Consider the following 11,754-nt stretch of genomic DNA (forward strand, 5'->3'; position numbering starts at 1 on the left):
CGACCGGGTGTCCGACCGGACGGGGGTGCTGCTCGCGGACATGTGCATCGCCGGCTACTGGGCGGCCGCCTTCTCCCGGGTACCCGGACCTCGCCGGCTGGCCTTCCCGCTGGGCTGGGGGACGCTCGGCTACGCCTTCCCCGCCGCGATCGGGGCGGCGCTGGCCGGCCGGGGCCGCACACTGGTCCTGATCGGGGACGGCGGCTTCCTGTTCGCCTGCGGGGAGCTGGCCACCCTCGCCCAGGAGCAGTTGCCGGTCACCACCGTGATCGTGGACGACGGCGGCTACGGAATGCTGCGGTTCGACCAGGTGCACACCGGCGTTCCGACCCGCGGCGTCGACCTGACCACCCCGGACTTCGTCGCCCTCGCCCGGTCCTTCGGCGTCCCGGCCCGGGCGGTGGACGGCTTCGGCGCGGAGTTCGCCGCCGCGCTGGCCGACAGCATGGCTGCCACCGGCCCGGACGTGCTCGTGGTGCGCGCGGCGCTCACCCCACCGCCGTCCACCTCGCCGCGCTGGTACCGGCGCCGGCAGGCGGTGCCGTGATCGACAAGCGGGTGGCCACGCTGGCCGAGGCCGTCGCGGACGTCGCCGACGGTGCGACCGTGCTCGTCGGCGGCTTCGGCAACTCCGGCGTCCCCGTCGAGCTGGTGCACGCCCTGCTGGAGCAGGGCGCCCGGGACCTCACCGTGGTCACCAACAACGCCGGCAGCGGCGAGACCGACATCGCGGCGCTGATCCGCGAGCGGCGGGTCCGCCGGATCATCTGCTCCTATCCGCGCTCGGCCGGCTCCGTCTGGTTCGAGCAGTTCTGGCGCGCCGGGGAGATCGAGCTCGAGCTGGTCCCGCAGGGCACGCTCAGCGAGCGGATGCGTGCGGCCGGGGCCGGGCTCGGCGGTTTCTTCACGCCGACCGGCGCGGACTCGCTGCTGGCGGACGGCAAGGAGGTGCGGGTCCTCGACGGCCGCCGCCAGGTCTTCGAACGGCCGCTGCCCGCGGACGTCGCGCTGATCAAGGCCGACCGCGCCGACCGCTGGGGCAACCTGGTCTACCGCACCGCCGCCCGCAACTTCGGGCCGACGATGGCGACGGCCGCCGCGCTCACCGTCGTCCAGGTGCGGGAGTTCGTCGAGCTCGGCGGGCTGGACCCGGAGGCCGTGGTGACGCCGGGCATCTTCGTCGACCGCGTGGTGCAGGTGGCCAGGTGACCGAGCTCGCGAGGTCACGCAGGGGCACAGCATCCCCGGGCACGAGGCCGACGAGCGCCAGCGAGGAGGGCTCGTGATCCGCCCCCTGTCACCGACCGACGTCGCCCGCCGGGTGGCCCGCGACATCCCCGACGGCTCCTACGTCAACCTCGGGATCGGGCTGCCCACGCTGGTGGCCGACGTGGTGGGGCCGGACAAGGAGATCGTCTACCACAGCGAGAACGGGATCCTCGGGATGGGACCGGCGCCGTCGCCCGGCGAGGAGGACCCGGAGCTGATCAACGCCGGCAAGCAGCCGGTGACCCTGCTGCCCGGCGGCTCCTTCTTCCACCACACCGACGCGTTCGTGATGATGCGCGGCGGCCACCTCGACGTGAGCGTGCTCGGCGCCTTCCAGGTGTCCGAGACCGGCGACCTGGCCAACTGGGCCACCGACGAGGCCGCGTTGCCGCCGGCCGTCGGCGGGGCCATGGACCTGGCCGTGGGCGCGAAGCGGGTCCTCGTCATGACCACGCACACCACGCGCGACGGCCGACCCAAGCTGCTGCCGCGCTGCACCTACCCGCTGACCGCCGCGGCCGTCGTCGACCGCGTCTACACCGACCTCGCCGTCCTCGACCTCTGCCCGGAGGGCTTCGTCGTCCGCGAGGTCGCCCCCGGTGTCACGCCCGAGGGGCTGCAGGCGGTGACCGGCGCCCGGCTCACCTTCGCGCCCGACCTGACCGTCGTCCACCCCGACTGACCGACCCGACGTCCCTGGAGGCAACGATGCCCCGTCCCGCCCGGACCCTCGCCGCGCTGGCCGCCCTCGGCCTGCTCACCGCCTGCGCCGAGCAGGGGGGTGGTGGGACGGCCGGGAGCACGGACGGCGACGCGGCCGCCTACCCGACCGAGGAGATCCGGCTGCTCGTCCCGTACGGGGCCGGCGGCCCGACCGACCTGACCGCCCGTGCGTACGGCGCCTCCCTGGAGGAGGAGCTGGGCCAGACCGTGGTGGTCGAGAACCTGCCCGGCGGGTCCGGGGCGACGGCGACCCAGGAGCTCATCGCCGCCGAGCCCGACGGATACACCCTGTCGCTGGTGACGGCGGGCACGCTGGTCCTCACGCCCCTGGCCAACGAGGTGGGTTACACCAAGGACGACGTCACGGCGATCGGGATCATGGCCGAGGTGCCCTCCGTCCTCGCGGTGGGCGCCGACTCCCCGTACCAGTCCGCGGAGGACTTCTTCGCCGCCGCCCGGGCGGAGCCTGGCCGGCTCACCGTCGCCGTCCCGGGCGCCTCCACCCCACAGGGCATCGAGCTGCAGCGGCTGCGCGAGGAGTACGGCGTCGAGGTGACGGCGGTGCCCTTCAACGGCAACGCCGAGATGACCACGGCGCTGCTCGGCGGCAACGTCGACGCGGTCCTCATCAACGCCTCGTCCGACGTCACCGCCAACATCGACGCCGGGGAGTTCCGCCCGCTGGCGGTGTCGTCGGAGGAGCGGTTGTCCTGGCTGCCGGACGCCCCGACCCTCGTGGAGTCCGGCTTCCCCGAGCTGACCCTGTCCGGGTCGACCTTCGGCCTGGCCGGACCGGCCGGGTTGCCCGAGGAGGTCGTCACGGTGCTCGAGGACGCGCTGCGCACCGCCCACGACGACCCGGCGGTCGTCGAGCAGGTCGGTGAGGAGTACATCGACGAGGAGTTCCGCGGGGCCGAGGACCTCCAGCAGGTGCTGGACGGCACGCAGGAGGTGTACGAGCCGCTCCTCGGCAGCTGAGCCCTCGATCCACCAGCGGCCCGGAGCCTGCTGATGACCGGGGGAGGCGGCCGCCGTTCGCCCCGCGCAGCAGACTGACGTCGTGTCCGCCTGGCTGCTGGTCCACCCGCCGCTGCTCGGCCCCGCGGTGCTGCAGCCGCTGGCCGGGGAGCTGCGGCGGCGGGGGAGCGGGGTCGTCGTCCCGGATCTGCGCGCGACGGTGCGGACGGCGCCCGGCTGGCCGCAGCGCTGGGTCGCCGCCGCGGCCGCGACCGGGTCGGCCGAGGTCGTCGTCGGGTTCTCGGGGGCGGGGATCGTGCTGCCCGCCGTGGCGGCCGCGGTCGGCGCGCGGCGGGTGGTGTGGCTCGACGCCGTCCTGCCGACCGGCGCGTGGCCGGAGGAGATCCGCGCGCTGACCGTCCCGCTGGTGCGCGCGGGCCGGATCGCCGACTGGACCAGCTGGTGGGGTCCCAACGCCATGACCGGGCTGCTGCCCGACGAGCGGGTGCGGGCGGCGGTGCTCGCGGAGGGGCACGAGCTGCCGGCCGACTTCTACGACGTCGCCGTCCCGGTGCCCGCGGAGTGGCCGGACGACGACGTCCGGTACGTGCACCTGTCGGCGTCCTACGACGCCGAGGCCGCCGTCGCGCGGGCGCGCGGCTGGATGGTCGTGGGCGACGGCACCGGCGCGCACCTGGACGTCGCCAACGAGCCGGGGCGGGTCGCGGACCTGCTCGGCTGACCGGGCTCACCCGTGCGGGTGGGGCCCGCCCGGTGCGCTCAAGCGCTGGACCGGGTCCGCCGAGACCGAGGGGGACGCACTCTCCGACGGAAGGCCAGCAGTGGACGAGGCACCGGCACGGCCACCGGCCCGCGGCCTGCAGGTCGCGGTCCTCTCCGGGGTGCTGGCGGCCGGGCTGACCGTCGCGCACCTCGCCGCCTCGGCGCTGGGAGCCGGCTCCCAGCAGGTGCTGCTGCACCTGCTGCTCAGCGGCGTCGCAGCTGCCGGCGCCGCCGCCCTCGCCGCCCGGCGGGTGCGGCGGACCGAGGCCGACCTGGCCCGGCTCGCCTTCTCCGACGTCCTGACCGGGCTGGCCAACCGGGCGCTGTTCACCAACCGGCTCGACCTCGCGCTGCGCCGCACCGCGCGCAGCGGGGGCGAGGTGGCCGTCGTCTTCCTCGACCTCGACGGCTTCAAGGCCGTCAACGACAGCCTGGGTCACGCCGCCGGGGACCGGCTCATCCGCGAGGTGGGCCGGCTGCTGCAGTCCGCCGTCCGCACCGAGGACACGCTGGCCCGGCTGGGCGGCGACGAGTTCGCGATCCTCGTCGAGCGCTCGCCCGGTGTGGAGGAGGCCACCCGGATCGCCGAACGGGTGCTCGCCGCGCTCGCCGGCCCCGTCGACCTGGGCGGGCAGCGGGTCACCGTCTCGGCGAGCATCGGCATCGCCACCGGCGACGTGGCGGCGACGGCGTCCTCCCTGCTGCGGGACGCCGACAACGCCATGTACTGGGCCAAGGGCTCGGGACGGGGCCGCTACGTGCTCTTCAACCCGCAGATGCGCTCGGCCGCCGCGGAGCGCCGCCAGCTCGAGGCCGACCTGTGGGCCGCGGTCGCCGGCGGGCAGTTCCGGCTGGTCTACCAGCCCGTGGTCGACCTGGGCAGCGAGCGGGTCACCGGCTTCGAGGCGCTCCTCCGCTGGGAGCACCCGACCCTCGGCGTCCTGCTGCCCGAGCGCTTCCTGCCGGTGGCCGAGGAGATCGGGCTGGTGCCCGAGATCGGCCGGTGGGTCCTCACCGAGGCGTGCGCCACCGCGGCCGCCTGGCGCCGCGACCACCCGGCCGCGGCCGACCTGTCGATGGCGGTCAACGTCTCGCCGTCCCAGCTCGGGTCGCCGAGGCTGCTCGACGACGTGCGGACGGCGCTGTCGAGCAGCGGGCTGCCGCCGTCGGCCCTCGTGCTCGAGCTGACCGAGTCGGTGCTGGTGCGCGACCCGGTGCTGGCCGCCGAGCGGCTGCACGAGCTGCGCGGCCTCGGCGTGAAGGTGGCGCTCGACGACTTCGGCACCGGTTACTCGTCGCTGTCGCACCTGCGGCAGTTCGCCGTCGACATCCTCAAGATCGACCGGTCGTTCGTGGACACCATCGACGACGCCGGGGCCATGCCGGCCATCCTGCGCGGCCTGATCACCCTCGGACACACCCTCGACCTGCAGATCGTCGCCGAGGGCATCGAGCAGGAGCGCCAGCGCACCCACCTGCGCGACGGGCGGGTCGCGCTGGCACAGGGCTACCTGTTCGCGGCGCCGCTGGAGCACACGGACGCCGAACTGCTGCTGCTCGGCGGCGCCAGCACGCCCACCGAGGGGACCGGCACCGCAGCCCCCGCCTGACGCCCGTTCCGCTGCGCCCGCTCCGCGTCTCCCGCTGCTCGCCCTCTCTCGACGATGATCATGGGGTTGTCGCAGCCTCGGGCGGTGTGTCCGCGCGTGTCGCCGGCAACAACCCCATGATCAACTTCGGTGGCTCGGCGATCACGTACCCCCGCCGCGGGGCGGGCCCGGGTGACAGCTCGGGATCTGCCCCCGGGTGTGCAGCCGATCGGGGCAGATCACGTGGCGCTGCTCGGCTGACTTCGCAGGTAGACGCCGCGTCGGCGGGGTAGGGCGCCGGGCATGACGGTGATCGGGTTCCACAACTCCCACGAACAGGTGCACCCCGCCGAGCTGCTGCGCGCGGTTCAGCACGCCGAGGAGGTGGGCTTCACCGCGGCCATGTGCTCCGACCACCTCGAACCCTGGAACGAGCGGCAGGGCCACTCCGGCTTCGCCTGGTCCTGGCTCGGTGCCGCCCTCGCCACCACCGGCCTGCCCTTCGGCGCGGTCAACGCCCCCGGCCAGCGCTACCACCCGGTGATCATCGCCCAGGCGATCGCCACCCTCAGCGCGATGTTCCCCGGCCGCTTCTGGGTCGCCCTCGGCTCCGGTGAGGCCATGAACGAGCACGTCACCGGGCACGTCTGGCCGCGCAAGGAGTTGCGCGACGCCCGGTTGCGCGAGTGCGTCGACGTCATCCGCGCCCTGCTGGCCGGCGAAGAGGTGAGTCACGAGGGTCTGGTGACCGTCGACCGCGCCCGCATCTGGACCCTCCCCGAGCAGCAGCCGGCCCTCATCGCCCCCGCCGTCAGCGCAGCGACCGCCCGCCGGCACGCGGAGTGGGCCGACGGTCTGGTCACCATCAACCAGCCGCACGACGTCCTCCGCGAGGTGATCGCCGCCTACCGCGACGGCGGCGGCCAGGGCACGCTCACGATCCAGGTGCACGTCTCCTGGGACACCGACCCCGACCGTGCCCTGGCCATCGCCCACGACCAGTGGCGCAGCAACGTCTTCCCGCCACCCCTGTGCTGGGACCTCGACACCACGAAGGCCTTCGACCAGGCCAGCGCGCACGTCACCCCCGAGGCGGTCACCGAGTCGGTGCGCGTCTCCGCCGACCTGGGTCAGCACGCCGCGTGGATCGCCGAGTACGTCGAGCTCGGCTTCGACCAGGTCTACCTGCACCACGTCGGCAAGGAGCAGCGGCCGTTCCTGGACGCCTTCGGGGAGCACGTCCTGCCGCAGCTCGACGTCAGCCGCCCGGCCCCGGCGGTCGCCGTCGACCCGGCCGGCCCGCCGCAGCCGCGCCGTCCCCACCAGGAGCCGCAGCCCGCCGTCCTGCCGTGAGCACGGACGTCACCGTCCGCCTGCTGACGGAGGACGACGCGCCGGCGCTGACCGCGCTGCTCGTCGCCAACCGTGACTTCCTCGCCCCGTGGGACGCCACGCGTCCGGAGGAGTACCGCACCGAGGAGTTCCAGCGCCGCGATGCCGCCCGGCTGCTGGGGCTGCACCGGCAGGGCGCCGTCCTGCCCGGGGTGGTCCTTCTGGACGGTGAGCCGGTCGGGCGCATCTCCGTGCACAACGTCGTCCACGGGCCCTTCCTCTCCGGCGACCTCGCTACTGGGTCTCCCGGCACGCCACCCGCCGCGGGGTCGCCACCGCCGCCGTCGCCGCGATGGTCGTTCGGCGAGGTCGGCCTGCACCGGCTGCAGGCCGGCACCCTGCTGCACAACGCCGCCTCCCAGCGGGTGCTGCGCAGGAGCGGGTTCACGCCGATCGGCGTCGCCCCGCGGTACCTGCGCATCGCCGGCGAGTGGCAGGACCACCTGCTGTTCCAGCTGCTCGACGAGCCCGGGATGCGGTAGGGAGAGCGTCATGCGCATCACCGACACCGCCGATCTCTGGTGGAAGAACGCCGTCGTCTACTGCCTGGACGTCGAGACCTACATGGACTGGGACGGCGACGGCTGCGGTGACCTCCCGGGCCTCGCGCAGCGCATCGACCACCTCGCCGACCTCGGCGTGACCTGCCTGTGGCTGATGCCCTTCTATCCGACGGCCGAGCGCGACGACGGCTACGACATCACCGACTTCTACGGCGTCGACCCGCGGCTGGGCACCCACGGCGACCTGGTCGAGGTCATCCGCACGGCCAACGACCGCGGCATGCGGGTCATCGCCGACCTGGTCGTCAACCACACCTCGATCGAGCACCCGTGGTTCCAGCGGGCCCGGCAGAGCCGCGACGACCCGTTCCACGACTTCTACGTCTGGCGGGACGACGAGCCGCCGGACACCTCCGACCAGGTCGTCTTCCCCGACCAGGAGCAGGGCGTCTGGACCTTCAAGGAGCCCACCGGCGAGTGGTACCTGCACCGCTTCTACAAGGAGCAGCCCGACCTCGACGTGGCGAACCCGCGGGTGCGCGACGAGATCGCCAAGGTCATGGGCTTCTGGCTGCAGCTGGGGCTGTCCGGCTTCCGCGTCGACGCCGTCCCCTTCTTCCTGGAGACCCAGCCCGACGACGAGGAGTGCTTCCCGGAGCCGCACCGGTACCTGCGGTCGCTGCGCCAGCTGCTCGGCCGCCGGACCGGCGACGGGATCCTGCTCGGCGAGGTGAACCTGCCGCACGAGCAGCAGGTCGAGTTCTTCGGTGGCGCCGACGGCGACGAGCTGACGATGGTCTTCGACTTCGTCGGCATGCAGGCGCTCTACCTCTCCCTGGCCCGCGCGGACGCCGGCCCGCTGAGCACCGCCCTGGAACAGCGCCCCGCCGTCAACCCGGACAGCCAGTGGGCCACCTTCGTGCGCAACCACGACGAGCTGACCCTCGACAAGCTCACCGACGACGAGCGGCAGGAGGTCTTCGCCGCCTTCGGTCCCGAGGAGCGCATGCAGGTCTACGGCCGCGGCCTGCGCCGTCGGCTGCCGCCGATGCTCGACGGCGACCCGCGCCGGGTGCGGATGGTCTACAGCCTGCTGTTCTCCCTGCCCGGCACCCCGGTGCTCTTCTACGGCGAGGAGATCGGCATGGGGGAGGACCTCGACGCCGAGGGCCGGCTGGCGGTGCGCACGCCGATGCAGTGGACGCCGGACCTCAACGGAGGCTTCTCCACCGCCGACCCCGACCGGCTGCCCGGGCCGGTGGTCGACGGCGGGTTCGCCCCGCAGTTCGTCAACGTCGCCGACCAGCGCAACGACCCCGACTCGCTGCTGTCGTTCATGCGGCTGCTCGTCCGCCGCTACCGGGAGTCGCCGGAGCTGGGCTGGGGCACGTTCACGGTCCTCGAGCAGCCGCACCCCGAGGTCTTCGCCCACCTGTGCAGCTGGGACGACGGCGCGCTGGTCGCCGTCCACAACCTCGGCCCGGAGCCGCGCACCGTCCCGCTGACCCTCGAGGGCTGCGGCGACGGGCACCGGCTGGTCGACCTGCTGGACGCCGGCGGGGAGCCGGTCGACGAGGACGGCGGGGTCGAGCTGCCCCTCGACGGCTACGGCTACCGGTGGCTGCGCGTCGTGGGCCCGGACAGCCGCCGGCTGGTCTGACGCAGCAGCGGCCCGGCGTCGCGGTGCACCACGTCGTCCGGCGGGGTGCCCAGGCCGGCCAGGGCGGCGACGAAGCCGCACGGCGCGGGCAGGTCGTGCAGCCACACCGGCTCCGGCCCGTCCCGGTGCAGCACCCGGGGCGGGGTGGACGGCGGGGTGAGGACCAGCCCGTCCGGCGGGACGTCGAGGCCCTGGCCGGTGGCCTTGAGCACCGCCTCGCGGCGCACCCAGCAGACGGTGAAGGCCCGCGGCTGCGCGGCGGCCGGCAGCCGGGCCACGTGCTCGCGCTCCGCGTCGGCCAGGGCGCAGGCGGCCAGCTCCTCGAGCTCGCCGGGCGCGAACCGGCCGACCTCCTCGACGTCCACGCCCACCGTCGTGCCGCCCGGCAGGACGGCGACGACGACGCAGTGGCCCGAGTGGGAGACCGAGAAGTCCGGGCCGTCGGCGTCGGCCAGCCGGGGCCGGCCGTGCGGTGAGCCGCAGGTGCTGCAGGTCCGGTCGATGCGCAGGTCGGCCGGCGGCGTGCCGAGCGCGGTGCCCAGCACCAGCCGGGCGACCGCGGCGCCCGCCGTCATCCGCTGCTGGTCGGCCGGGCGGGCCAGCCGCGCCCGCCGGTCCAGGTCGGCCTCACCGAGCAGCGCGTCGTGCTCGGGGCGGACGTCGCCGGGCCGGGCCCACCACACCTGGCACACCCCGGGCAGCGGCGCGGGGTCGGGTCCGGACCGTGGCCAGGGCGGCCGGCCGTAGGTGGGCACCGCGCGGGTCATCCGTAGCGGGAGAGTTCTGTGAAGAAGTCCTCGACGACCTGCAGTTCTCCGGCCGCGGCGATCTCGTCGTAGACCGCCTTGCCGACCGCGAGGTCGAGGACGCCGAGGCCGAACGGCGAGAACACGACGGGGCCGTCCTCGGGCACCGTCACCCGGCCGGCCATCACGTCGGCGAGCGTGCCGAGCAGGAAGTCCCGGTTGCCGGTCAGCTGCTCGACCAGGTGCGGTGAGGTGTCGGCCTTGAGGCAGTGCTCCACGTCGTCCACGACGTTGGTCGAGGCCAGCAGCACCTCCGGCGCGAGGTCGCGCAGCGACACGTGCAGCACCAGCGGGGCGTGGTCGAACCACGACACGTCACTGACGTGCGGCTCCCCGGCGATCGTGGCGAACACGACCAGGTCGCTGGAGCGGATGAGCTGCTCCGCGGGCTCATGCACGGTGACCCGGGCCGACGTCCCCGACTGCTCGAGGTACCCGCGGAAGCCGGCCGCGCTGTGGGGCGACAGGTCGTGCACGCCGATCTCGTCGAACGACCAGCCGGTCGCCGCCAGATAGGTGTGGATGTAGCGGGCGATCAGGCCCACCCCGAAGAAGCCCACCCGCGTGGGGCGACTGCGCCCCCGGCTGAGCCAGTCGGCCGCGGCCGCTGCGGACGCCGCCGTCCGGCTGGCGCTGATGACCGAGGCCTCCATGCAGGCGAACGGGTAGCCGGTGTCGTGGTCGTTGAGGATCAGCACGGCCGACGCGCGGGGGATCCCGGCCGCGACGTTGTCCGGGAAGCTGGAGATCCACTTGATGCCGTCGACGCGGACGTCGCCGCCGATCGAGGCCGGGAGCGCGATGATCCGGGACGACGGCCGGTCCGGGAAGCGCAGGAAGTAGGACGGCGGGTTCACCGAGTCCCCGGCCCCGTGGAGCCGGTAGGTGGCCTCGACGAGCTCGACGATCTGCTTCTCGCGCCCGTGCAGCGCGGACTGGACCTGCGCGCCGGGGACCACCGCGAACGGCGGCACGACGGCGCTCACCGGGCACCCGCCGGGACCGTCGGCGAGCAGTCGGCCAGGTGTACCGGGTCGGCGAGGGCGACCAGCACCTCGCGCGGGCCGGTGTAGGCCTCACGGCTGTGCGCGGTGCGCACGTTGTCGACCAGGAGCAGGTCGCCGTCCTGCCAGGGCTCGCGGGCGGTGTGCTGCTCGTAGACCGCGTTGAGCAGCGCGACGACGTCCTCCCCGATGGGCGAGCCGTCGCCGAAGGCGGTGGTGAACGGCAGCCCCTCGGGGCCGTAGACCTCGACCAGGTACTCGCGCACCTCCTCGGCCAGCGTCCACTCGTTGAGGAAGGCCACCTGGTTGAACCAGCAGCGCCGGCCGGTGACCGGGTGCCGGACCACGGCGCTGCGCCGCTGCCGGGTGCGCAGCCCCCCGTCCGGCTGCCACTCCGCCTCGATGCCGTTGGCCCGGCAGTAGGCCTCCACCTCGCCGCGGTCGCCGGTGCCGAACGCCTCGGGCCACGGGGCGCCGATCTCGTCGTTGTAGCTGCGCAGCAGCAGCCAGCCCTCGCGCCCGAAGCGCGCCACCAGGTCCGCCGGGAGTGCCTCCAGCACGGTCGGTGCGTCGGCGACCGCGGTGGCCCCGCCCGTGTCCGGCGCGGTGAGGCAGGCGAACAGCAGCAGGCCGGGGAACTCCAGCGCGTAGCTGAGCTCGTGGTGCATGCACATCGGCTGGTTGGCCGGCCAGGGCGTGGCCGAGTACAGCCCGCCGGGCTGCGGCTGCCGCGGCGCGAAGGCCTCCCGCTCGGCCACCAGCCGGTCGGTCAGCCGGCCGGCGACGGCCGCGACCGTGTCCGCGTCGGCGAGACCCAGGCCGCGGACCAGCAGCGACCCGTGCTCGAGGACGGCGGCGCGCAGCGGGCCGCGGTGCTCGGCGGCCCAGGCCGTGGGGTCACCGGGGGAGCCGGCGTGCAGCACCGGGGGGCTGCCGGGGCGCAGCTCCACGTCGAGCAGGGACGGGGACGTCATTCTCTTCAACTCATCCGCCGCTGCAGAGGACGCCTGCACGTGTATCCCGCTATATGCTGTGCTTCGGCATCAACTGTCTAGAACGTAAGCGATA

The 11,754-nt window shown here is 74.2% G+C and carries 12 protein-coding genes; 9 read left to right on the top strand and 3 right to left on the bottom strand.

Features of this window, described 5'->3' with window-relative positions:
- The 9 genes from CNO22_RS21360 to CNO22_RS21400 all read left to right on the top strand — a co-directional run.
- Positions 1 to 547, top strand: a 547-nt coding sequence (locus CNO22_RS21360) for a thiamine pyrophosphate-dependent enzyme (protein ID WP_198588491.1), incomplete at its 5' end; no start/stop codon positions are given.
- Positions 544 to 1,209 carry a 3-oxoacid CoA-transferase subunit A gene (locus CNO22_RS21365; RefSeq protein WP_100501268.1) on the top strand — a complete coding sequence of 222 codons (666 nt, stop codon included), beginning with the start codon at positions 544 to 546 and terminating at the stop codon, positions 1,207 to 1,209. The genes CNO22_RS21360 and CNO22_RS21365, both read left to right, overlap by 4 nt.
- 73 nt (positions 1,210 to 1,282) lie before the next feature.
- Positions 1,283 to 1,951, top strand: coding sequence for a 3-oxoacid CoA-transferase subunit B (locus tag CNO22_RS21370; RefSeq protein WP_198588492.1), 669 nt, complete (start codon positions 1,283 to 1,285; stop codon positions 1,949 to 1,951).
- A 26-nt stretch (positions 1,952 to 1,977) separates the two neighbouring features.
- Positions 1,978 to 2,970, top strand: a complete 993-nt coding sequence (locus CNO22_RS21375) for a tripartite tricarboxylate transporter substrate binding protein (RefSeq protein WP_100501269.1) — start codon at positions 1,978 to 1,980, stop codon at positions 2,968 to 2,970.
- An 82-nt stretch (positions 2,971 to 3,052) separates the two neighbouring features.
- The gene (locus CNO22_RS21380; protein ID WP_100501270.1) at positions 3,053 to 3,691 is read left to right on the top strand and encodes a hypothetical protein; all 639 of its coding nucleotides are present in this window, start codon (positions 3,053 to 3,055) and stop codon (positions 3,689 to 3,691) included.
- Positions 3,692 to 3,791: 100 nt separating this feature from the next.
- Positions 3,792 to 5,342, top strand: coding sequence for a putative bifunctional diguanylate cyclase/phosphodiesterase (locus CNO22_RS21385; protein ID WP_100501271.1), 1,551 nt, complete (start codon positions 3,792 to 3,794; stop codon positions 5,340 to 5,342).
- A gap of 282 nt (positions 5,343 to 5,624) precedes the next feature.
- Positions 5,625 to 6,674 (top strand): TIGR03885 family FMN-dependent LLM class oxidoreductase, encoded by a 1,050-nt coding sequence (locus tag CNO22_RS21390; protein ID WP_100501272.1) that lies wholly within the window; start codon positions 5,625 to 5,627, stop codon positions 6,672 to 6,674.
- A complete protein-coding gene (locus CNO22_RS21395) occupies positions 6,671 to 7,195 on the top strand; it encodes a GNAT family N-acetyltransferase (RefSeq protein WP_198588493.1) in 525 nt (174 codons plus the stop codon). Before CNO22_RS21390 ends, CNO22_RS21395 begins: the two co-directional genes overlap by 4 nt.
- A gap of 10 nt (positions 7,196 to 7,205) precedes the next feature.
- The gene (locus tag CNO22_RS21400) at positions 7,206 to 8,876 is read left to right on the top strand and encodes an alpha-amylase family protein (protein ID WP_100501273.1); all 1,671 of its coding nucleotides are present in this window, start codon (positions 7,206 to 7,208) and stop codon (positions 8,874 to 8,876) included.
- On the opposite strand, the gene CNO22_RS21405 is transcribed toward CNO22_RS21400, so the two are convergent.
- Genes CNO22_RS21405 through CNO22_RS21415 form a run of 3 tightly spaced genes read right to left on the bottom strand, consistent with a single transcriptional unit; the run spans position 8,828 to position 11,660 of the window.
- On the bottom strand, positions 8,828 to 9,643 hold the full coding sequence (locus CNO22_RS21405) for a 4'-phosphopantetheinyl transferase family protein (protein WP_100501274.1): 816 nt from the start codon (positions 9,641 to 9,643) through the stop codon (positions 8,828 to 8,830). The genes CNO22_RS21400 and CNO22_RS21405 overlap by 49 nt on opposite strands.
- On the bottom strand, positions 9,640 to 10,668 hold the full coding sequence (gene sbnB / locus CNO22_RS21410) for a 2,3-diaminopropionate biosynthesis protein SbnB (protein ID WP_198588494.1): 1,029 nt from the start codon (positions 10,666 to 10,668) through the stop codon (positions 9,640 to 9,642). Before sbnB ends, CNO22_RS21405 begins: the two co-directional genes overlap by 4 nt.
- The gene (locus CNO22_RS21415; protein ID WP_100501276.1) at positions 10,665 to 11,660 is read right to left on the bottom strand and encodes a TauD/TfdA family dioxygenase; all 996 of its coding nucleotides are present in this window, start codon (positions 11,658 to 11,660) and stop codon (positions 10,665 to 10,667) included. The genes sbnB and CNO22_RS21415 overlap by 4 nt, the downstream gene beginning before the upstream one ends.
- Positions 11,661 to 11,754: the final 94 nt, after the last annotated feature.

The organism is Geodermatophilus chilensis (genome assembly GCF_002802985.1).
GTDB lineage: Bacteria > Actinomycetota > Actinomycetes > Mycobacteriales > Geodermatophilaceae > Geodermatophilus > Geodermatophilus chilensis.

Bases quoted from the DNA above. Each gene is read 5' to 3' on its own strand.
- CNO22_RS21375 (WP_100501269.1), top strand. From the start codon at position 1,978: ATGCCCCGTCCCGCCCGGACCCTCGCCGCGCTGGCCGCCCTCGGCCTG.
- CNO22_RS21390 (WP_100501272.1), top strand. From the start codon at position 5,625: ATGACGGTGATCGGGTTCCACAACTCCCACGAACAGGTGCACCCCGCC.
- CNO22_RS21400 (WP_100501273.1), top strand. From the start codon at position 7,206: ATGCGCATCACCGACACCGCCGATCTCTGGTGGAAGAACGCCGTCGTC.
- CNO22_RS21405 (WP_100501274.1), bottom strand. From the start codon at position 9,643: ATGACCCGCGCGGTGCCCACCTACGGCCGGCCGCCCTGGCCACGGTCC.
- CNO22_RS21415 (WP_100501276.1), bottom strand. From the start codon at position 11,660: ATGACGTCCCCGTCCCTGCTCGACGTGGAGCTGCGCCCCGGCAGCCCC.